The following is a 21089-nucleotide window of genomic DNA, read 5'->3' as shown; positions in this document are numbered from 1 at the left end:
CGCTCACTCCTCGGGCGGGAACACGGGTTCGCCCGAGTTGAGCAGCGTGATGGTGATGGCCTCGACCGGGCAGCTCTCGGCGGCCTCCAGAACGCGTTCGTCGGCGTCGGTGTCGGGGGCGGCGGGGTGGGCCTGCCGGCCGGCGTCGAGACGGAAGGCGTCCGCCGCGAGGTGGGTGCACTGGGCGGAGCCGATGCAGACGGAGCGGTCGACCTCGACGTGCCAGCGGTCGCCCATCTACGCCTCCCGGCCGGCGGGCAGGTGGATCATCTTGTGCTCCAGGTACTCGCCGTGGCCCTCGGGGCCGAACTCCCGCCCCAGACCGGAGTTCTTGTAGCCGCCGAAGGGGCCGAGCATGTCGAGGCTGAAGGTGTTGACGGAGTAGGTGCCGGTGCGCACCCGGCGGGCCAGGTCGATGCCGTGCTCGACGTCGGCGGTCCAGACGCTGCCGCTGAGCCCGTAGTCCGAGTCGTTGGCGATCTTCACCGCCTCCTCCTCGTCGCCGTACGGGAGCAGGCAGATGACCGGCCCGAAGATCTCCTCGCGGGCGACGCGCATGGAGTTGTCGACGTCGCCGAAGAGGGTGGGCTCCACGTACCAGCCGCGTTCCAGGCCCGGTGGACGGCCGCCGCCGGTGAGGACCTTGGCGCCCTCCTCCTGGCCGATGCGGATGTAGTCGAGGCTGCGCTGCTGCTGGCGCCTGGCGACCAGCGGGCCCACCTGGGTGGCCGGGTCGAGCGGGTCGCCGACGACCAGCGCCCCCGCGGCCGTCGCGAAGGCGTCCGCGAACTCGTCGTAGCGCGAGCGCGGTACGAGGATGCGGGTCTGGGCGACGCAGGCCTGGCCGTTGTTCATCCAGGCGGCCGAGACGATCCCCGGGACGGTGGTGTCGAGGTCGGCGTCCGGCAGTACGACCGCCGCCGACTTGCCGCCCAACTCCAGCGTGACGCGCGTGAGATGGCGTGCGGCCACCTCCATGACGCGGCGGCCCGCGGCGACCGATCCGGTGAAGGAGACCTTGTCGACGCCGGGGTGCCCGACCAGGTACTCGCTCACCTCGCGGTCCGCGGGGAGGATCGACAGGACCCCCTCGGGCAGCCCCGCCTCGCGTGCGATCTCGCCCAGCAGGTAGGCGTCCAGGGGTGATTCGGGGGACGGCTTCAGCACGACGGCGCAGCCGGTCAGCAGCGCGGGCGCGAGTTTCGCGGCGGCCACGAACTGGGGCACGTTCCACGGCGCCACGGCCGCGACGACGCCCACCGGTTCGCGCCGGACGAGTATCTTCCCGAGGACGCCGTCGCGCGCCTCCTCGTACGTGAAGTCCCGGGCGACGGTGATCGCCGCGTCCCAGACCATCATCGCGCCGAGCGCCTGGGCGAGGACGCTCCAGGAGTACGGGGAGCCGTTCTCGGAGGAGATCACGCGGGCGATCTCCTCGTGCCGCACGGCGATCCCGTCCTTGATCCGGGAGACCACCTCGATCCGCTCGTCGAGCGTCATGCGCGGCCAGGGCCCCTCGTCGAACGCCCGGCGCGCGGCGGCCACGGCCCGGTCGACGTCCCCGGCGCAGGCGTGCGGGACCCGCCCGATGACCTCCTCGGTGTGGGGCGAGACCACCTCGATGACGTCCTCGCCCAGGGGGTCCGTCAACTCCCCGCCGATGAACAGCTGTCCGTGTTCCACGAGCTCGGTCATGGCGACTGCCTCCCCGGAGGACGCTTTCTGACGAGTCATCAGATACGAGAACTGATACCAGTTCCGGTCCGCGGAGTCCACGGAGCGCACGAAGCCGCGGCACTCCCGGGCGAAAGCGGCGCCGCAGCGGTCGACTTGGGCTCCCATTGGAACTGGTTCTAGTTATAGTGACGGGAACACGGCGATAGGTGGAAGCCCATGGCGCAGGTGACCGATCACGGCGGGGGCGTACGGTCGATCAGGGTGCCCATCCCGGACAACCCCCTCGGCCACACGCTGGTGTACGTCGTGGACACCGACCGCGGGCCCGTCCTGGTCGACACGGGCTGGGACGACCCGGCCTCCCTGGACGTCCTGGCCACCGGCCTCGCCGCCTGCGGCACTTCCGTCGCCGAGATCCACGGCGTGGTCGTCACCCACCACCACCCCGACCACCACGGCCTGTCCGGCGCCGTGCGCGAGGCGTCGGGCGCCTGGATCGCGATGCACGCGGCGGACGCCTCGGTGGTCCGGCGGATGCGCGAGTACCGGCCCGAGCTGTGGTTCACGTACATGGCGGACAAGCTGGCGGCGGCGGGCGCGCCCGAAGAGCACGTGGCGCCGCTGCGCACCGCCCGCCCCCGCACCCTGCCCGGCTTCTCCCCCGCGCTCCCCGACCGCGAGATCGTCCCCGGCGACCTGCTCGACCTGCCCGGACGGCGGCTGCGCGCGATATGGACGCCCGGCCACACCCCGGGCCACGTCTGCCTGCACCTTGAGGAGGACCACCCGGCCCGGCTCCCGGGGCGCGGGCGCCTCTTCTCCGGCGACCACCTGCTGCCGGGGATCACCCCGCACATCGGCCTGTACGAGGACCCGGACGACGCCACGGTCACCGACCCCCTCGGCGACTACCTCGACTCCCTGGAGCGGGTCGGCCGGCTCGGCCCCGCCGAGGTGCTCCCCGCCCACCAGCACGCCTTCACCGACGCCTCCACACGCGTACGGGCCCTGCTCGACCACCACGAGGAGCGGCTCACCGGGCTCCTGGCCCTGCTCCGCGTCCCGCTCACCGCCTGGCAGCTGGCCGAGCGCATGGAGTGGAACCGCCCCTGGGACCGCATCCCGTACACGTCGCGGAACATCGCGGTGTCCGAGGCCGAGGCCCATGTGCGCCGGCTGGTGAAGCTGGGCCGGGCGGAGACGGTGCCGGGGAGCGACCCCGTGACGTACGTGGCCGTGTGACCGCCGGGCGAGGTCGCGCCGGAACCCGGCAGCCCTCTCGTCCCCACCGGCCGGAACGCACCGCTCCGCCTCTGCGGGCCTCGCTCGCGGCGTCCCCCCGGGCGGCCCACGGGGGCCGATCCGCGGGCCGGTAGAGTGAGCGCGTCGTCATCACACCCGTACGGGGGGAAGCCGGTGCGAATCCGGCGCTGACCCGCAACCGTGAACCGTCCGGCGGACGGTGAGCCGGATCGCCTCGCGCGGGACGTGACCGGCTCGCGCCACCGGCAGCCCGCCGCTGGCCGGCACCGTCGAGGGATACGGAGCCGGAGCCACCCGGTACCGAAGCGTGCCCGGTGCCGCCCGGCTCCCCGCAGGGAGAGTCATGATCGTTCGCCGCAGCGCCGCGGTACTCGCCGTCACCGCCGTGATCGGTACGGCGGCCGCACCCGCCGCCCTCGCCGACGACTCGTCCCCGTCCGCGTCACCGTCCCAGGCGCTCCCCTCCGGCCTGTACGGCTCCGCCGACCCCACCTACGACGGTGTCTGGCGGCAGTCGCTCACGCTGCTCGCCCAGCACACGGCCGGTGTGAAGCCCGCCGCAAAGGCCGTCGACTGGCTGACCGGCCAGCAGTGCGCGAACGGCGCCTTCGCCCCGTACCGCGCCGACGCGTCCGCGAAGTGCGACGCAAAGACGACGGTGGACACGAACAGCACCGCCGCCGCCGTGCAGGCGCTGGCCGGGCTCGGCGGCCACGGCGCCGAGACGGACAAGGCCGTCGCCTGGCTGAAGTCCGTCCAGAACAAGGACGGCGGCTGGGGCTTCGCAGCCGGCGGGGCCAGCGACGCGAACTCGACCTCCGTGGTCATCGGCGCCCTGGCCGCCGCGGGCGACGCGCCCGCCGACGTCGCCGAGGGCGGCAGGTCCCCGTACGACGCCCTGGTGAAGCTGTCGATCCCCTGCGACGAGGACGGCGGCGGCGCCTTCGCCTACCAGCCCGGCAAGAAGGGTGCCCTCGCGGCCAACGAGGACGCGACGGCGGCCGGTGTCCTCGGCGCCCTCGGCAAGGGGTTCGGGGCGACGGCCGGCAAGGCGGCGGACGGCACCGACTGCGCCGACCCGAAGAAGCTCACGCCCGGGGACGCCGCCCGCAACGGCGCGGCCCACCTCGCCGGCGCCCTGCGCGGCACCTCCCACCTCACGTCGGCGATGCCCGGCGCGAAGGACCAGCCCGACCACGGCAACACCGCGGACGCGGTCGTGGCGCTCGCCGCCGCGGGCCGGACCGAGGACGCGAAGAAGCCGCTGGCCTGGCTGGAGAAGAACTCCCTCGCGTGGGCCGCGAAGTCCGGGCCCGCCGCGTACGCCCAGCTGATCTTCGCGGCACACGCCACCGGCGGCGACCCGCGCGACTTCGGCGGCGCGGACCTCGTCGCACGGCTCGCCGCGACCGGTCCCGCGCCGCAGGCCGCCGACCGGACGGACGCCCCGGGCGAGAAGGAGAAGGACAGCGAGAAGGACGGCGGCCTCGGCGTCTGGTGGATCGTCGGTGTCGGCCTCGTCGCCGGTATCGGCATCGGCTTCCTGATCAGCGGCCGCAACAGGAAGCGCCGGCCGTGACCCGGCGCGGAGCCGCCGCCGTCCTCGCCGTGCTGCTCCTGGTGCTCGGCGGGGCGGGGCAGGCCCAGGCCGTCGGCTACCGCTACTGGTCGTTCTGGGACCTGAGCGGCGGCTCCTGGACCTACGCCACGCAGGGGCCGTCGACCGCCCGGCCCGCCGACGGCGACGTGCAGGGTTTCCGGTTCGCCGTGAGCGAGGACTCCTCCCGCGCCACGAAGCCGCGCGCCAAGCCGGACTTCGACGCCGTCTGCGGCCGGACACCCGCCCGCGACGGCAGGAAGCGGATCGCGCTCGTCCTGGACTTCGGCACGGCCGCGGACGCGCCGTCCGGGCAGACGCCGCCGCGGGCCCGCACCGCCTGCGCGCGCGTCGGCACCGACGCGACGACGGCCGACGCGCTCGCCGCCGTCGCCAAGCCGCTGCGCTACGACACCAACGCGCTGCTGTGCGCCATCGCGGGCTACCCGCGGACGGGCTGCGGCGAACAGGTCGCGGCCGGCGAACCCGACCCCACGGCGAAGCCGGGGTCCGCGTCCGAGTCCGGCTCCGGCGGCTCCGGCGGCTCCGGCGGCTCCGGCCCCTCGGCCGGCCTGCTCGCGGGCGTCGCGGCGGTGGCGGCGCTGGGGGCGGCCGCGATCTGGCAGGCCCGGCGCCGGCGCTGAGTGAGGTGGCACCTGTGACGACGGACGAGAACCACCGTCCCGCTCCGGCCGAGGACCGCCGTCCCACGGGACGGCGCGCGTCGCGGACCGGGCCGAGCCGGGAACCCGGCGAGCGGTTCCAAGGCACCGCGCCCCGGCGCCGCCGCCCGTTCACGGTGGAGGCCAACCGCGGCAACGCCCTGCACCCGGGCGCCTGGTGGATCTGGGCCCTGGGCCTGGCCACCGCCGCCTCCCGCACCACCAACCCCCTGCTGCTCGGCCTGCTCGTCGGCGTGGCCGGCTATGTCGTGGCCGCCCGCCGCACCGACGCGCCCTGGGCCCGCTCGTACGGCGCGTTCATGAAGCTGGCCCTCGCCGTACTGGCCGTGCGCCTGGTGTTCGCCGTGTTCCTCGGCTCCCCCGTCCCCGGTGAGCGGGTCCTGGTCGCACTGCCCGAGGTCCCCCTGCCGGACTGGGCGCAGGGCGTGCGCATCGGCGGCGCGGTCACCGCCGAGGGCCTGGTCTTCGCGCTGTACGACGGCCTCAAGCTGGCCACCCTGCTGTCCTGCGTCGGCGCGGCGAACGCCCTCGCGAACCCGGCCCGGCTGCTCAAGTCGCTGCCGGGCGCGCTCTACGAGGCGGGCGTCGCCGTGGTCGTCGCCCTGACATACGCGCAGAACCTGATCGCGGACGTCCAGCGGCTGCGGGCGGCCCGCCGGCTGCGCGGGCGCCCGGACCGGGGACTGCGCGGGCTGCTCCAGGTCGGACTCCCCGTGCTGGAGGGCGCGTTGGAGCGCTCGGTCGCGCTGGCGGCGGCGATGGACGCGCGCGGGTACGGGCGCACCGCCGAGGTCCCGGCCGCCGTCCGCCGCACCACGTCCGCGCTCACCCTGGGCGGGCTGCTCGGCGTCTGCGCGGGCACCTACGGAGTGCTGACCGCGGAGGGCGGGACGTACGGTCTGCCGGTGCTCGTCGCCGGGGTGGCCGCCGCGCTCGGCGGCCTGTGGCTGGGCGGGCGCCGTACGCTGCGCACGCGCTACCGGCCGGACGCCTGGGGCGTACGGGCCTGGCTGGTCTCGGCCTCCGGGGCCGCGGTGGCCGCGTCGATGGTCGTGGCCGGCTCGCAGGACCCGGCGGCCCTGCACCCCGGCGTCGTCCCGCTGACCGCCCCCGCCCTCCCCCTGTGGCCCGCGGCGGCCATCCTGCTCGGGCTGCTGCCCTCCGTCGTCGCCCCGATACCCAAGGAGTCCTCGTGATCCGCTTCACCGACGTCTCGGTGACGTACGAGGGGGCCGCCGAACCGACCGTGCGAGGCCTGGACTTCGAGGTCCCGGAGGGTGAACTGGTGCTGCTGGCGGGCCCGTCCGGGGTCGGCAAGTCGACGGTCCTCGGCGCGGTCGCCGGTCTGGTGCCGCACTTCACCGGCGGCACCCTGCGCGGCCGGGTCACCGTCGCCGGGCGGGACACCCGCACGCACAAGCCGCGTGAACTGGCGGACGTCGTGGGCACGGTGGGCCAGGACCCGCTGTCCCACTTCGTCACGGACACCGTCGAGGACGAACTCGCCTACGGCATGGAGTCGTTGGGGCTCCCCCCGGACGTGATGCGGCGGCGGGTGGAGGAGACGCTGGACCTGCTGGGCCTCGCCGACCTGCGCGACCGTCCGCTCGTCACGCTGTCCGGCGGGCAGCAGCAGCGCGTCGCCATCGGCTCGGTGCTGACGCCGCACCCCCGGGTGCTGGTCCTCGACGAGCCGACGTCCGCGCTGGACCCCGCCGCCGCCGAGGAGGTCCTCGCCGTCCTCCAGCGCCTCGTCCACGACCTAGGGACGACGGTGTTCCTCGCGGAGCACCGGCTGGAGCGGGTCGTGCAGTACGCGGACCGCGTGGTCCTGCTGCCCGCCCCGGGAGCCGCGCCCGTCCTCGGCACCCCGGCCGAGGTGATGGCCGTCTCCCCGGTGTACCCGCCGGTGGTGGAGCTGGGCCGGCTCGCGGGCTGGTCGCCGCTTCCGCTGACCGTGCGCGACGCCCGCAGGACGGCGGGGGCGCTGCGGGACCGCCTCGCGGCGCACACCCCGGCACCGTCGCCCGTACCGGCGCGGGGCGCGGCCCCGCACGCCGAGCCGGTCGGGACGGCGGCCCGCCGCCCCCGGTTCCCGCTCAGGCGCACGCCGGTGGCCGCCGCTCCCCCGGCCACGGCCGCCGTCGAGGACCTCGCCGTCCGCCGTGGCCGGACCGAGGTGCTGCGGCGGGTGGACCTGACGGCCGCCCCGGGCGAGACCATCGCGCTGATGGGCCGCAACGGCGCGGGCAAGTCGACCCTGCTCGGCGCGCTGGTCGGGCTGGTCGAGCCGGCCGCGGGAACGGTACGGGTCGGCGGGTCGGTGCCCCATCGCACCGCCCCGCGCGACCTCGTGCGCCGCGTCGGCCTCGTACCGCAGGAACCACGGGACCTGCTGTACGCGGACACGGTGGCCGCCGAGTGCGCGGCGGCCGACCGCGACGCGGGCGCCGGGCCGGGCAGCTGCCGGGCGCTGGTGCGCGAGCTGCTGCCGGGCATCGAGGACGGCACGCATCCGCGGGACCTGTCCGAGGGCCAGCGGCTGGCACTCGCGCTGGCCGTCGTCCTGACGGCGCGTCCCCCGCTGCTGCTGCTCGACGAACCGACGCGCGGCCTGGACTACGCGGCGAAGGCCCGCCTGGTGGCCGTGCTGCGCGCCCTGGCGGCGGAGGGCCACACCATCGTGCTGGCCACGCACGACGTGGAGCTCGCCGCCGACCTGGCGCACCGGGTGGTGATCCTCGCCGACGGCGAGATCGTCGCGGACGGTCCCACCGCGGAGGTGGTCGTCGCCTCCCCGTCCTTCGCCCCGCAGGTGACGAAGATCCTCGCCCCACAGCGGTGGCTCACCGTCGCCCAGATCCGGGAGGCCCTCGCGTGAGCGGATCCCCGTCCGCCGGCCCGCCGCGGGCCCGCGCCGTCCGCCTCGGCCCGCGCTCGGTCGCCGCCCTCGTGCTGGTCGGCGCGGTGGGCGTCGGCGGGTTCGGCTGGCCGCTCCTCGCGGACCCGGGCGCCCAGGTGAACGCGCACAGCCAGGACGCGCCCTGGCTCTTCGCCGTGCTCCTGGTGCTGCTGGTCGCCGTCGTCGCGGCGACGATCTCCGAGTCGGGCCTGGGCCCCAAGGCGGTCGCCATGCTCGGCGTGCTGGCCGCGACCGGGGCCGCGCTGCGGCCGCTCGGCGCCGGGACCGCCGGGATCGAGCCGATGTTCTTCCTGCTGGTGCTGAGCGGGCGGGTGCTGGGGCCCGGCTTCGGCTTCGTCCTCGGGGCCGTGACCATGTTCGCGTCCGCCCTGCTCACCGGCGGCGTCGGTCCGTGGATGCCGTTCCAGATGCTGTCCATGGGCTGGTTCACGATGGGCGCCGGGCTGCTGCCCGCCCCCGACCGGCTGCGCGGCCGCGGCGAGCTGGCGATGCTCGCCGCGTACGGCTGCCTCGCGGCGGTCGCGTACGGGACGGTCATGAACCTCGCGGGCTGGCCCTTCCTGCACGCGATGGCCTCCAGCGTCGCCTTCGATCCCCACGACCCCGTTCACGAGAACCTCGTACGGTTCCTCGCCTACTGTCTGGCGACCTCGCTCGGCTGGGACCTCGGCCGGGCCGTCGTCACCGTCGTCCTGACCCTCACCGTGGGCGGTCCCCTGCTGCGGGCGCTGCGCCGGGCCACCCGGCGGGCCGCCTTCGAGACCCCGGTCACCTTCGAGCCCTGACATCCCGCGATCCACGTCACACGGACCGGACGCGCCCCGTCCCGGGTGCGCACGCTCCGTGAGCCCGGGAGTGAGGCGGCACACAGGACCTTGGTCCTCCACTAAGCCGGGCCGTAGCCGTCAGGGGTGGCATGTGCACGTCGCCCAGCGCGCTGACCTGGGCTTTGAGAGCCACGTCACGGAGGGCACTTCTCCCCCGCGTGCGACCACCACTAGTAAATGGGGTCATTGCAGACATCCCGCGGGCCTGTTTCTCTGGAGGAGTCGCCAGGCGCCGACGTGCCCTCCCGGGCCGCGGCGCCGCTGTGTGCCCCCGCCGCCTCCGCGTGGTCCCGGCATGCCGGCGCCCCACCGTCCCCGAAGAAAAGGTGCTTCGTGTCCGTCTCCGTCATCCGCCGCGTCGCCTCCCCGAAGAAGGCCCTCACCGCCGCCGGCCTGGCCGCCCTCACGACCGGCATGGTGCTGGTCGCGGCTCCCGCCCAGGCAGCGACCACGTCGGTCTCCTCCGCCCAGTCGATCGCGCACAAGATGATCCCGGACGCCGCGCAGTACAACGCGTTCAGCAAGATCGTCGAGCACGAGAGCGACTGGAACGTCACCGCCACGAACTCCGCGTCCGGCGCCTACGGCCTCGTCCAGGCGCTGCCCGGCAACAAGATGGCCGCCAAGGGCTCCGACTGGAAGACCAGCGCCGAGACGCAGATCAAGTGGGGCCTCGACTACATGAACGACCGCTACGGCAGCCCCGTCGGCGCGTGGAACTTCTGGCAGAGCCACGGCTGGTACTGAGCCGCACCCACCGGCGCCACCCGCGCCCCGGGCACGACGCCGGACGCCACCCCGCGGGGCGCGGCTCCCCCGGCACCCCCCGTACGCGAAGGCGGCGGCCCCTGATCCCCGGGCCGCCGCCTTCGCCATGCCCGGGGCGGCCTGCGTCACAGGCGCTGGATGATCGTCCCGGTCGCCAGTGCCCCGCCCGCGCACATCGTGATGAGCGCGAACTCCGCGTCCCGGCGCTCCAGTTCGTGCAGCGCCGTCGTGATGAGCCGCGCGCCGGTCGCGCCGACCGGATGCCCGAGGGCGATCGCGCCGCCGTTGACGTTGACCTTCTCCAGGTCCTGCCCGAAGACCTGGGCCCAGCTCAGCACCACGGACGCGAACGCCTCGTTGATCTCGACGAGGTCGATGTCCTTCAGCGACATGCCGGCCTTGCCGAGCACCGCCCTGGTCGCGTCGACCGGCCCGTCGAGGTGGTAGTGCGGGTCGGCGCCGACCAGCGCCTGGGCGACGACACGGGCCCGCGGGCGCAGCTTGAGCGCCCGCGCCATCCGCTTGGACGCCCACATCAGGGCGCAGGCGCCGTCGGATATCTGCGAGGAGTTCCCCGCGGTGTGCAGGGCGGTCGGCATCACCGGCTTCAGCCGGGCCAGCGCCTCCATGCTGGTGTCCCGCAGGCCCTCGTCCCGGTCGACCAGGCGCCACATGCCCTGCCCGGCGCGCTGCTCCTCCTCGGTGGTGGGCACCTGCACGGCGAACGTCTCGCGTTTGAAGCGCTCCTCGGACCAGGCGATCGCGGCCCGCTCCTGGGAGATGAGCCCGAGTGAGTCGACGTTCTCCCGGGTCAGCCCGCGCCGGCGCGCGATGCGCTCGGCGGCCTCGAACTGGTTCGGCAGGTCGACGTGCGACTCCTCGGGGAAGGGCCTGCCCGGACCGTGCTTGGACCCCGAGCCCAGCGGCACGCGGGACATCGCCTCGACCCCGCAGCTGATCCCGATGTCGATGACACCGGCGGCGACCATGTTGGCGACCATGTGCGAGGCCTGCTGCGAGGAGCCGCACTGGCAGTCGACCGTCGTCGCCGCCGTCTCGTAGGGCAGGCCCATGGTGAGCCAGGCGGTGCGCGCGGGGTTCATGGACTGCTCGCCGGCGTGGGTCACCGTGCCGCCGACGATCTGCTCGACGCAGTCGGCGTGGATGCCGGTGCGGCCGAGGAGTTCGCGGTAGGTCTCGCCCAGGAGATAGGCGGGATGCAGGGGGGCGAGCGCGCCGCCGCGCTTGCCGATGGGGGTGCGTACGGCTTCGACGATCACGGGTTCCGCGGCCATGGGTCGTCCTCTCCTTCGGGCCGGCCCGGCGTGGCTCGGCCCTGCTCACCCGCGCGGCGCGGGCGTCCCGGCCACCCGCCACGCTGAACTAGTACGCGTTCTAGTTCTGCCTGCAGTCTGCTGAGCGGAGGGCGCGCGCCGCAAGGGTCGTGCACCTCCCGAAGTCGCGATCCGCCCGGATTCCGCCCGTGATTCGGGGCTCCGTACCCCTTGCCTCTTGTAGAACCCGTTACTACCTTCACGGCAATCCGCATTCCTGATGGACCGTCAGAATCCGGCCGTCACCCCGCAGGACGCGCGACACCTGGAGTTGCCGATGCCCTGTCCAGCGCTGCCCGACGGGTTCGACTTCACCGACCCCGACGTGCTCCACCACCGCGTCCCCCACCCGGAGTTCGCCGAACTGCGCCGGGCCGAGCCGGTCCGCTGGATCCCGCAGCGGCGCGGCGTCGCGGGCTTCGACGACGACGGCTACTGGGCCGTCACCCGGCACGCGGACGTCAAGTACGTCTCCACGCACCCCGAGTTGTTCTCCTCCTGGGTCAACACCGCCATCATCCGGTTCAACGAACACATCCAGCGGGAGCAGATCGAGGTGCAGCGGCTGATCCTGCTCAACATGGACCCGCCCGAGCACACCCGGGTCCGCCAGATCGTGCAGCGCGGCTTCACCCCCCGCGCGATCCGCGCCCTGGAGGACGCGCTGCGCACCCGAGCGGGGCAGATCGTGGAGCGGGCGCTCGCGGGCGCGGGCCGGGACGGCACCTTCGACTTCGTCACCCAGGTCGCGAGCGAGCTGCCCCTGCAGGCGATCGCCGAGCTGATCGGCGTCCCGCAGGACGACCGGGCCAAGATCTTCGACTGGTCCAACAAGATGATCGCGTACGACGACCCGGAGTTCGCGATCACCGAGGAGGTCGGCGCCGAGTCGGCGACCGAGCTCATCTCGTACGCGATGAACATGGCCGCCGACCGCAAGCAGTGCCCGGCCGAGGACATCGTCACCCGGCTGGTGGCGGCGGAGGACGACGGCAACCTCGCCTCCGACGAGTTCGGGTTCTTCGTGCTGGTGCTGGCCGTCGCCGGCAACGAGACGACCCGCAACGCCATCACCCACGGGATGCACGCCTTCCTCACCCACCCCGACCAGTGGGAGCTGTACAAGCGGGAGCGGCCGGTGACCACCGCCGAGGAGATCGTGCGCTGGGCCACGCCCATCGTCTCCTTCCAGCGCACCGCCACCCAGGACGTGGAGCTCGGCGGCAGCCGCGTCAGGAAGGGCGACCGCGTCGGCCTCTTCTACTCCTCCGCCAACAACGACCCGGAGGTCTTCGACCGGCCCGAGGTCTTCGACATCACCCGCGACCCGAACCCCCACCTCGGCTTCGGCGGCGGAGGCCCGCACTTCTGCCTCGGCAAGTCCCTGGCCACCCTGGAGATCGACCTGATGTTCCGCGCGATCGCCGACGCGATGCCGGGCCTGCGCGCGGCCGGCGACCCGCGCCGCCTGCGTTCCGCCTGGCTGAACGGCGTGAAGGAGCTGCGGGTCACCCCCGGCTAGGACCTCCGCGTCCGGCTCCCCCGCGGGCCGGACGCGCCCCCGGACACGGACCGGCGGCCTCCCGGCACCGCCGATCCGGCTCGCGGGAGGCAGGGGCGTCCCCCACGCTCCGCCCCTGCCTCACCCGAGCCCGCGGAGGTGCTTGGGGCCGAACCCGCAACCTCCCGGGGTCGCGCCCGGGACCGGCCGGGGACCGGATCAGCTCGCGGCACCGGGCCGCGCGGGCTCCGGCGCCGGCTCCGGCTCGCCGCGCGCCTCCGCGGGCTCCGCCGCCGGCCGGACCCGGGGGCCCTGCAACAGATGGGTGATCCCGAACCCCGCCGCCACCACCAGCGCGCCGCCCACCGCGTCGAGCACCCAGTGATTGCCGGTGGCGACGATCGCGGCGAGGGTGAACAGCGGGTGCAGCGTGCCCAGCGCCCTCATCCACCAGGTCCGGGCGAGGACGACGACCACCAGACCGCACCACAGCGACCAGCCGAAGTGCAGGGACGGCATCGCCGCGTACTGGTTGGTCAGCTCCGTCAGGGTGCCGTAGTCCGGCTTGGAGAAGTCCTGGACGCCGTGCACCGTGTCGATGACGCCGAGCCCCGGCATCAGCCGCGGGGGTGCCAACGGGTACAGCCAGAAGCCGACGAGCGCGAGCAGGGTGGCGAAGCCGAGCGCCGAGCGGGCCCAGCGGTGGTCGGCGGGGCGGCGGGCGTAGAGGACGGCGAGGACGGCCAGCGGGACGAGGAAGTGGAACGACGCGTAGTAGAAGTCGAAGAAGTCCCGCAGCCAGCCGGCCTTCACGACGGCGTGGTTGACCCCGCGCTCGATGTCGAGGCGCAGGAACCGCTCCACCGCGAGGATCTGCTCGCCGTGCCGCTCGGCGCCGGCCCGGCCACCCGCGTTGGTCCCGCCGGTCGCGGCGAGCCTGACCTGCTGGTACGCGGCGTAGCCGACCCGGATCAGCAGCAGTTCGAGGAGCAGGTTCGGGCGGGTCGGCACACGGCCCGGGACGGGCAGCAGCGGGACCCGGCCGAAACGGGACGGGACGGGCGCCGCGTACTCGGTGGGGACCGGGTCGCTGTACCGGGGCGAGGTGCGGGGCAGGAACGGGACGGCGCAGGCGGCGGCGAGTGCGGCCACCAGCACCGCGTTGTCCCGCAGCGGGTGCAGCACCGTCAGGTCGGGCAGCATCATCCCCGCGGGGAGCGTCGTCACCAGGACGATCGCGGCCGTCCACACGTACCGGTCCGAGGCCCTGCGCCCGACCCGGCCGACCACCGCGAGGAGCACCCACAGCAGCTGGTGCTGCCAGGTCGTGGGCGAGACGGCGACGGCGACGCAGCCGGTGACCGCCACCGCGAGCAGCGGCTGCCCGTCGCGTGCGTAGCGCACCGCCCGGCGCAGGCCGACGACGGTGACGGCCGCGCCGAGGGCCAGGAAGAGGCCGGTCTCCGGCGGCCCTTCGAGGCCCAGCCGCAGCAGCGCCCCGTGCAGGGACTGGTTGGCGAGGTCGTCCGCCCGGCCGCCGAGGCCCGCGCCCGCCAGGTGGTGCACCCAGTAGGCGGACGAGTCGTGCGGCAGCGCGGCCCAGGCGAGCACCGTGCACGCGGCGAACGTGGCCGCGGTGGAGACGGCGGCGCGCCGGCGCCCGGTGAACCAGAGCAGCGGGGCGAACAGCAGCACCGTCGGCTGGAGGGCCGCGGCGGCGCCGATCAGGACACCGCTCAGGCGCTGCCCGCGCACGGCGAGGCAGCCGAGCAGCACCAGCAGGACCGGGATGACGCTGGTCTGGCCGAGGTGGAGGGTGTTGCGCACGGGCAGCGACAGCATCAGCAGGCTGACGGCGACGGGCGCGGCGAGCAGCCGGGTGCGGCGGGTCACCGGGGACGGCAGGGCGCGCGCCGCGACGAGGCCGAGCGCCGCGACGAGCAGCAGCGTGCCGAAGGTCCATCCCCAGCCCAGCGATTGTTCAGCCGAACGAGTGAGGGGTTTGAGGACCAGACCGGCGAACGGGGTGCCGGTGAACCGGGTCGAGTCGTACAGGGACCCCTTCACGTGCAGGACGCCGTCCGCTCCGATCCAGGTCTCCAGGTCGGTCAGCCGGTCCCCTCTCGGGGTCCCGAGGACGACGGCGACCTGCCGCAGCGCGAGGACGGCCGCGACCAGCCAGAGCAGCGCACGGGCCGCCTCCAGCCGCGCGCCCGCCGTCCCGCCGGGTCCCGCTCCGAGGGCCTCGCCCGGTCGTCCTCCGCGCTCCGCTTCCGCCACGCCGTCCCTCACCTCCCCGCCCCCGTCGTCACCACCCGTATGTCCGTATCCGAACCCTATGCGTCGCGTTCGCCCGGAAAAGCGACCCGCGCACCCCGTTCCGGTTCCGTCCTCGGTCGCGACAAAGGTCACAGAGTGCCCCGGGGAGGCCGGCCGCCGCCGCGGCGTCCTGCCTGCTTATGCGGCGTTCATGCACGTCCCGCGACTAGATGCATACGCCACGTAAGGTGGGGAAGTGCCCCTATGGTCGGTTTTCGGCTCGCTTTCCCAGGAGCCGTGTCCCTGTCCCCGTCGAAAGGCAGGCGAGCGGAATCTTGCCGACCGTCACCCCCCTCGCTCCCGTCCCGTCCGCCGCCCCCGTGGGCCCCGGCCGGCCGGAGGAGGTCACCGTCACCGACCCGGCCCTCGTCCGGCGCGCCGTGAAGGCAGCGGCGCTGGGCAACGCGATGGAGTGGTTCGACTTCGGCGTCTACAGCTACATCGCCGTGACGCTGGGCAAGGTGTTCTTCCCGTCCGGCAACCCGACCGCGCAGCTGCTGTCCACCTTCGGCGCCTTCGCCGCGGCCTTCCTCGTGCGCCCCCTCGGCGGCATGGTCTTCGGTCCCCTCGGCGACCGCGTCGGCCGGCAGAAGGTCCTCGCCCTCACCATGATCATGATGGCGGCCGGCACCTTCGCGATCGGACTCATTCCGTCGTACACGGCCATCGGCGTCGGGGCGCCCCTGCTGCTGCTCGCGGCGCGGCTGGTGCAGGGGTTCTCGACCGGCGGCGAGTACGCGGGCGCCTCGACCTTCATCGCCGAGTACGCACCCGACCGCAGGCGCGGCTTCTTCGGCAGCTGGCTGGAGTTCGGCACGCTCGCCGGCTACATCGGCGGGGCCGGACTGGTCACCCTGATGACCGCGCTGCTCTCCGGCGAGGACCTGCTGTCCTGGGGCTGGCGCATCCCGTTCCTGATCGCCGGCCCGATGGGCGTCATCGGCCTGTACCTGCGGATGCGGCTGGAGGAGACCCCGGCGTTCGCGGCCGAGCTGGCGAAGGCGGCGAAGAAGGAGCACGACCGCCCGAAGGTGCCGCTGCGCGAGCTGGTCGCGGGCCAGTGGAAGGCGCTGCTGCTGTGCATGGGCCTGGTGCTGGTCTTCAACGTCACCGACTACATGCTGCTGTCGTACATGCCGAGCTACCTGACCAGCGAGCTGAAGTACGACGAGACGCACGGGCTGCTGGTCGTGCTCGGCGTGATGGCGCTGATGATGGTCGTGCAGCCCTTCGCGGGCGCCCTGACCGACCGCGTCGGACGCCGTCCGGTGATCGCCGCCGGCTGCCTCGGCTTCCTCGTGCTGTCCGTCCCGGCCGTCCTGCTGATCCGCCAGGGCAGCCTGCTCGCGGTCGCGCTCGGCATGGGCGCCCTCGGTCTGCTGCTGGTCTGCTTCACCTCGGCGATGCCCGCGGCGCTGCCCGCGCTGTTCCCGACGAAGGTGCGCTACGGCTCGCTGTCCATCGGCTTCAACGTCTCCGTCTCGCTCTTCGGCGGGACCACCCCGCTCGTGGTCACGGCCCTCATCGGGGCGACCGGGAACATGATGATGCCCGCGTACTACATGATGGCGGCGGCTGTGGTCGGCGGCGTCGCGGTGTGGTTCACGGCCGAGTCGGCGGGCCGCCCGCTGCCCGGTTCCGCCCCGTCCGTGGAGCCCGCCGGGCACTGACGGCGCCGCATTCCCGGTCGGCCCCGGGGACCGGCCCCCGCCGGTGCGGACCCCTGGGCCGATCGGCTGACGGGCGCCGGGAGGGAACGGGAAAAGACGCTGACAACCGCCCCGTACGCGACTAGATTCGGCGGCAGAACTAGTTAGGTCAGCTAACTAGGCATACGAAAGGCACGCTGCATGAGCGAGGCTCAGTCCTGGGACGCGGTCGACGCCTACTTCACCGAGCTGCTCTCCCCGCCCGACGAGGTGCTGTCGGCCGCCCTCGCCGACAGCGACGCCGCCGGTCTGCCCGCCATCAACGTCGCACCGAACCAGGGCAAGCTGCTCCAGCTGCTCGCCCAGGTCCAGGGAGCCCGCCGGATCCTGGAGATCGGCACCCTCGGCGGCTACAGCACCATCTGGCTGGGCCGCGCGCTGCCCGCCGACGGCCGGCTCATCACCCTCGAGTACGACGCCGCCCACGCCGAGGTCGCCCGCGGCAACCTCGCCCGCGCCGGCCTGGACAAGATCGCCGAGGTACGGGTGGGTCCCGCCCTGGAGTCGCTGCCCGCGCTCGCCGACGAACACCCCGAGCCGTTCGACCTCGTCTTCATCGACGCCGACAAGGTCAACAACGCCCGCTACATCGAGTGGGCCGTGCGGCTCACCCGCCCCGGCAGCCTCATCGTCCTCGACAACGTGGTGCGCGGCGGCCGGGTCACCGACCCGGACGGCGACCCGAGCGTCCAGGGCACCCGGGCCGCCCTCGAACTGATCGCCGCCCACCCGAAGTTGAGCGGCACGGCGATCCAGACGGTGGGCAGCAAGGGCTACGACGGCTTCGCGCTGGCCCGCGTACTGGACTGACGGGCGGCCGGCCGGGACCTGTGGCTGACGTTGCGTCAGAACTCGTGGTAGAAGCCGACGTTGACGCTGCGCGGGCCGGTGCGGTCCTGGACGACGAGCTCTCCGGAACCGCCCGCGGGCAGCTTCGCCGTCCCGCCGTACGGCAATTGCTGCGGGGGCAGGCCCGCCAGCGTCAGCCGCACCTCGGAGGAGGGGTCGGGATGCGAGCCGCGCAGCCAGGTCACCTGCCAGGTGCCGTCGGGCCCGCACAGGAACTCCAGGTGCACCCGCGAGACGAACAGCCAGTCGTCGGGCGTCGCCAGCCGGCAGACCGCCTTGTCCCGGCCCACCCGCAGCACGGCTCCCGGGTCGCTGGGCGCGTCGGCCATCAGCATGCCGGCCGTCGCCCCGGCGTCCGCCCCGGAGACCGAGGCCATGGTGAGTTCGAGCACGTGCGCTCCTCCGATGCTCAGCTGTCCGACCGTCCCTGCGCGAGGCGTTCTCGACGCGCCGCCGCCGCATGATAATGCGCCACAGGGCCGACCGGGTGACATCCGGCACAATGGACACATGACCGAGCGAAAGCCCCCTGGCGTCAGCTTCGAGTCCTGGGTCGACCGGCAGATTCGCGAGGCGGAGGCCCGCGGGGAGTTCACCGCCCTCGCGGGGGCGGGCCGTCCGCTGCCCGACGTCACCGACGCCCCGTACGACGAACTGTGGTGGGTCAAGCAGAAGATGGCCCGCGAGGGACTGTCGGTGCTGCCCCCGACCCTCGCCCTGCGCAAGGAGGCCGAGGACGCGCTCGCGGCGGCGTCGGCGGCACCCTCGGAGCGGGCCGTGCGCCGGATCGTCGAGGACATCAACACCAAGATCCGCGAGCTCATGTTCAAGCCGCCGCCGGGACCCCCGCTCGGCCTGAAGCCGTACGACGTCGAGAAGATCGTCCGCGACTGGCGCGAGCGCCGGCGGCCCTGACCGGCCACCCTGACCGGCCTCCCCCGGAGTGGCCACCGCGAGGCCGCTGCCCGCGCCTTCCGGAGCCACCTGGGCGCCTGGTCCCGTCGCACGCCTTCCGGGCCGCACCCTTGGCGCCCGCCCGGTCCGGTCGCACGCGTCCCGGAGCGCACCCCCGACGCCCGCCCGGTCCCGTAGCGCGACTTTCGGAACTCGCCCTCGACGCCCGCCCGGTCCCGTAGCGCGCCTCCCGGAACACACCCTCGACGCCCGCCCGGTCCCGTCGCGCATGACCGCCCCGCGACCGTTCCGCGCCGTTGCGGGGCCGGGTCGCGTGGCTCGCTCGGGCCTCGTATCGCCGTCCGCGGCCGATCGCGCTCCGGATGCCGGGCCGCACGGGTCGGGCGCCGTACGGAACGTTCTCCGTACGGCGCCCGGCTCGCGCGGTCAGCTGTGCAGCAGGCGTTCCGCCATCTCGCGGTAGTCCCGCAGGGCCAGCCGCAGTTGCTCGGTGTCGGCCGTCGCGCCCTTGCTCTCGCCCGAGGTCTGCCAGGACGAGCGGAGCGCGCGGCGCCGCTGGGTGATCGCGTCCGTGAACCGGGCGGCGACCTCCTCCAGCACGTGGTCGGCCTCCTCGACGGACGCCCGGGGCTCGTCGATGAACCCGCCGACGGCCTGCTGGAGCCGCTTGGCGAGCTTGTCGGACTCGTCGTGCGGCAGCAGCGCCGAGTCACCGCCGCGGGCGGTGTCGCCGGTGCCCGTGCGGGTCCCGGTGACGTCCTTGCCCGTCGTGCGGTCGGTGCCGCCCGGCGTCGTACCGGTGACGGCCGTCTCGTGCGGGGCCCTGGTGCGGCCCTCGGCGGCGGCGCCGGCCTGCTCGCCGACTCCCGTGGCGGAACCGTGGCCGCCCGCTCCGGTGCCCTCGCGCCACTCCGTCCCCGCGGTGCCGTCGTCCGCGCCGACTCCGTCACGGCGGTCGCGGTCACCGGTGCTCCGGTGACCCGGAGCCGTCCCGGCGCCGAGCACGCCCGTCGGCGTGCCCGTCCTCGGGGCACCCGCCGTCGTGTCTGTGGCGGGGGTGCCCGCGAGCGTGTCGGCTCCCGGGGCACCCGTCCTGCCGTCGGCCTCGCGGGCCGCGGCCGTGCCGCGCGCCTCGGCGGTCTCCCGGCTCGTGACGGCGTCGCCGGTCACGTTCCTGGGGTCCGCCGACCCCGCTCGGCCCGGTGTCCGGGGAGTACTGCCGTCGACGCCCGGGCCCTCGGACCCCCGTGCCGTCCCCCGGCGCTCCGCGCCCTCGCCTGTCACGTCTGCCATGTTCCTCAACTTCCCTTCGCGTGGCGCCGGTTGAAGGTCCACGGCACGTGCGTGCGGGTGCCGGAGCGAGCCGTGTCCGAACCGTCGGCGGCCACCTCCGCACCGTCCGTGCCGGTGTCCGCGCGGTGGCGGACGTCGTCCTTGCGGCTGGGTGAGACGAGTTCCTCGAAGAGCGCGCGGGCCTCCAGCATCGCCTCGCGCATCTCCTCCGTGCCCGTGCCGTGGCCGGTGGCGCCGTCGGCACTCGCGTGCGCGGCGCCGTGCACCCGCCGGTATCCGTGGACGTGGTGCGCGTGGTGCACGGAGAGGGCCTCGAGCTGTTCCTCGTAGCGGCCGTTGTCGGGATAGCCCCGCGCTCCGGCCAGTTCGCCGAGCAGGCGGTCCGCCTCGGCCACCGCTTCCCGCGGCGAGTCGACGAAGCGTTCCTGTGCCGCGGCCCAGCGCGCCGCGTACTGCTCGCGGGCGGCGGGCTCCAGGGGCTGCTGGCGCAGCGAACCGTGCCGCTTCACCCGCTCGGTGAGGTCGGCTTCGGCGGCCCGGGTGTCGCCGTTGTGCCGGGCGACGGCACGGTCGTACTCGGGCCCGAAGCGCCGCTGGAGGCTGCGCCCGCCCTGCGGCCTGCGGGCGAGGAGAGTCAGGACGGCCGCGACAAGGGCCACGGCCGCCACGATCACGATCAGAGCGATGATCACGCCTGTGGACATGGGTGCCTTCCGGAGTTTTCGACCCAACGGGCCGGTTCAACGTCCGGGTTGCCGCGATAACGCGCCGCAAACGGTGCCGGGACGCTGGCGGGCCCCGGCCCCGTCCCACGGGCACGGCGGACCCCTCGGCCCCCTCCGGGCGGCCCGTCGGCGTCGCCGCCCGCGCCGTAAACCGTTTGCGGGCCGCGCGGGGCAGGCCGTGACAATGACCGCCATGATCCGTACGCCCGCCCCCTGGACCGTCGCTCCGGAACCCGTCGCCTCGCCCGCCGCCGCCGCGCTGTGGCGGGCCTACTACACGGAGGTCAGCGACCGCTGGTACCTGCTGCACGAGGGGCGCAGGACCGACCCGGCCGAACTGGAACGGGAGATCGCCGCCGACACCGGGGACTCCCTCGCGCCGCCCGGCGGGGTGCTGCTCGTGGCCCGGTACGGGGGCGAGCCGGCCGGCACCGCGGGGGTGCGGATGACGGACGCGACGACGGCCGAGCTGAAGCGGGTCTTCCTGCGCGAGGAACTGCGCGGCCGGGGCGGCGCCGCCCTGCTGGTGCGGGCCGCGGAGGACGCGGCGCGCGCGCTCGGCGCCGCGCGGATCGTGCTGGACACCCGCAGCGACCTGGTGGCGGCCCGTGCGCTGTACGCGCGCCTCGGCTACCGGGAGACGGAGCGGCACAACGACGAGGAGTACGCCGACCACTGGTTCACCAAGGAGCTGACCGGCTAGTCC

At 74.3% G+C, this 21089-nt stretch carries 19 protein-coding genes; 12 read left to right on the top strand and 7 right to left on the bottom strand.

Annotated features, from left to right (window positions below; genetic code table 11):
• Nucleotides 1–3 precede the first annotated feature (3 nt).
• Complete coding sequence (locus ACWGIS_RS24155) at nucleotides 4–237, bottom strand: ferredoxin (RefSeq protein WP_453364540.1); 234 nt, start codon at nucleotides 235–237, stop codon at nucleotides 4–6.
• Complete coding sequence (locus ACWGIS_RS24150) at nucleotides 238–1695, bottom strand: aldehyde dehydrogenase (protein ID WP_453364539.1); 1458 nt, start codon at nucleotides 1693–1695, stop codon at nucleotides 238–240.
• Between the two features lie 198 nt (nucleotides 1696–1893).
• Here ACWGIS_RS24150 and ACWGIS_RS24145 point away from each other — a divergent pair, with 198 nt between their 5' ends.
• The 7 genes from ACWGIS_RS24145 (at nucleotide 1894) to ACWGIS_RS24115 (ending at nucleotide 9717) form a co-directional block, all read left to right on the top strand.
• A complete protein-coding gene (locus tag ACWGIS_RS24145) occupies nucleotides 1894–2919 on the top strand; it encodes an MBL fold metallo-hydrolase (protein ID WP_453364538.1) in 1026 nt (341 codons plus the stop codon).
• 364 nt (nucleotides 2920–3283) lie between these two features.
• A complete protein-coding gene (locus ACWGIS_RS24140) occupies nucleotides 3284–4519 on the top strand; it encodes a prenyltransferase/squalene oxidase repeat-containing protein (RefSeq protein ID WP_453364537.1) in 1236 nt (411 codons plus the stop codon).
• The gene (locus ACWGIS_RS24135; RefSeq protein WP_453364536.1) at nucleotides 4516–5181 is read left to right on the top strand and encodes an SCO2322 family protein; all 666 of its coding nucleotides are present in this window, start codon (nucleotides 4516–4518) and stop codon (nucleotides 5179–5181) included. The genes ACWGIS_RS24140 and ACWGIS_RS24135 overlap by 4 nt, the downstream gene beginning before the upstream one ends.
• Nucleotides 5182–5336: 155 nt before the next feature.
• On the top strand, nucleotides 5337–6416 hold the full coding sequence (locus tag ACWGIS_RS24130; RefSeq protein ID WP_453364562.1) for a CbiQ family ECF transporter T component: 1080 nt from the start codon (nucleotides 5337–5339) through the stop codon (nucleotides 6414–6416).
• A complete protein-coding gene (locus tag ACWGIS_RS24125; protein WP_453364535.1) occupies nucleotides 6413–8101 on the top strand; it encodes an ABC transporter ATP-binding protein in 1689 nt (562 codons plus the stop codon). Before ACWGIS_RS24130 ends, ACWGIS_RS24125 begins: the two co-directional genes overlap by 4 nt.
• Nucleotides 8098–8928: an ECF transporter S component gene (locus ACWGIS_RS24120; protein ID WP_453364534.1), complete on the top strand. Its 831-nt coding sequence runs from the start codon at nucleotides 8098–8100 to the stop codon at nucleotides 8926–8928. Before ACWGIS_RS24125 ends, ACWGIS_RS24120 begins: the two co-directional genes overlap by 4 nt.
• Before the next feature lie 375 nt (nucleotides 8929–9303).
• A complete protein-coding gene (locus ACWGIS_RS24115; RefSeq protein ID WP_453364533.1) occupies nucleotides 9304–9717 on the top strand; it encodes an aggregation-promoting factor C-terminal-like domain-containing protein in 414 nt (137 codons plus the stop codon).
• 146 nt (nucleotides 9718–9863) lie between these two features.
• Here ACWGIS_RS24115 and ACWGIS_RS24110 read toward each other — a convergent pair whose 3' ends face one another.
• Entirely contained in the window at nucleotides 9864–11033 is a 1170-nt protein-coding gene (locus ACWGIS_RS24110; protein WP_453364532.1) for a steroid 3-ketoacyl-CoA thiolase, read from the bottom strand.
• A gap of 316 nt (nucleotides 11034–11349) precedes the next feature.
• Between ACWGIS_RS24110 and ACWGIS_RS24105 the strand changes: the two genes are divergently transcribed.
• Nucleotides 11350–12594 (top strand): cytochrome P450, encoded by a 1245-nt coding sequence (locus ACWGIS_RS24105; protein ID WP_453364561.1) that lies wholly within the window; start codon nucleotides 11350–11352, stop codon nucleotides 12592–12594.
• A 198-nt stretch (nucleotides 12595–12792) separates the two neighbouring features.
• Here the strand turns inward: ACWGIS_RS24105 and ACWGIS_RS24100 are convergent, their stop codons facing one another.
• Nucleotides 12793–14853: a bifunctional glycosyltransferase 87/phosphatase PAP2 family protein gene (locus ACWGIS_RS24100; RefSeq protein WP_453364531.1), complete on the bottom strand. Its 2061-nt coding sequence runs from the start codon at nucleotides 14851–14853 to the stop codon at nucleotides 12793–12795.
• Nucleotides 14854–15167: 314 nt separating this feature from the next.
• Here ACWGIS_RS24100 and proP point away from each other — a divergent pair, with 314 nt between their 5' ends.
• Both proP and ACWGIS_RS24090 read left to right on the top strand, forming a co-directional pair.
• Nucleotides 15168–16562: a glycine betaine/L-proline transporter ProP gene (proP, locus tag ACWGIS_RS24095; RefSeq protein ID WP_453364530.1), complete on the top strand. Its 1395-nt coding sequence runs from the start codon at nucleotides 15168–15170 to the stop codon at nucleotides 16560–16562.
• 180 nt (nucleotides 16563–16742) lie between these two features.
• The gene (locus tag ACWGIS_RS24090; RefSeq protein ID WP_453364529.1) at nucleotides 16743–17411 is read left to right on the top strand and encodes an O-methyltransferase; all 669 of its coding nucleotides are present in this window, start codon (nucleotides 16743–16745) and stop codon (nucleotides 17409–17411) included.
• 35 nt (nucleotides 17412–17446) lie between these two features.
• Here ACWGIS_RS24090 and ACWGIS_RS24085 read toward each other — a convergent pair whose 3' ends face one another.
• On the bottom strand, nucleotides 17447–17842 hold the full coding sequence (locus ACWGIS_RS24085; RefSeq protein ID WP_453364528.1) for a hypothetical protein: 396 nt from the start codon (nucleotides 17840–17842) through the stop codon (nucleotides 17447–17449).
• A gap of 118 nt (nucleotides 17843–17960) precedes the next feature.
• Between ACWGIS_RS24085 and ACWGIS_RS24080 the strand changes: the two genes are divergently transcribed.
• The gene (locus tag ACWGIS_RS24080; protein ID WP_453364527.1) at nucleotides 17961–18365 is read left to right on the top strand and encodes a DnaJ family domain-containing protein; all 405 of its coding nucleotides are present in this window, start codon (nucleotides 17961–17963) and stop codon (nucleotides 18363–18365) included.
• 426 nt (nucleotides 18366–18791) lie between these two features.
• Here the strand turns inward: ACWGIS_RS24080 and ACWGIS_RS24075 are convergent, their stop codons facing one another.
• Both ACWGIS_RS24075 and ACWGIS_RS24070 read right to left on the bottom strand, forming a co-directional pair.
• Nucleotides 18792–19658 carry a hypothetical protein gene (locus ACWGIS_RS24075; RefSeq protein ID WP_453364526.1) on the bottom strand — a complete coding sequence of 289 codons (867 nt, stop codon included), beginning with the start codon at nucleotides 19656–19658 and terminating at the stop codon, nucleotides 18792–18794.
• A 5-nt stretch (nucleotides 19659–19663) separates the two neighbouring features.
• Nucleotides 19664–20362, bottom strand: a complete 699-nt coding sequence (locus tag ACWGIS_RS24070) for a hypothetical protein (protein ID WP_453364525.1) — start codon at nucleotides 20360–20362, stop codon at nucleotides 19664–19666.
• A gap of 214 nt (nucleotides 20363–20576) precedes the next feature.
• Here ACWGIS_RS24070 and ACWGIS_RS24065 point away from each other — a divergent pair, with 214 nt between their 5' ends.
• On the top strand, nucleotides 20577–21086 hold the full coding sequence (locus ACWGIS_RS24065; RefSeq protein WP_453364524.1) for a GNAT family N-acetyltransferase: 510 nt from the start codon (nucleotides 20577–20579) through the stop codon (nucleotides 21084–21086).
• Nucleotides 21087–21089 lie beyond the last annotated feature (3 nt).

This window comes from Streptomyces sp. NPDC054842 (genome assembly GCF_053611025.1).
The sequence above is the reverse complement of the archived record's forward strand: the minus strand, read 5'-3'. Positions and strand labels throughout refer to the sequence as shown.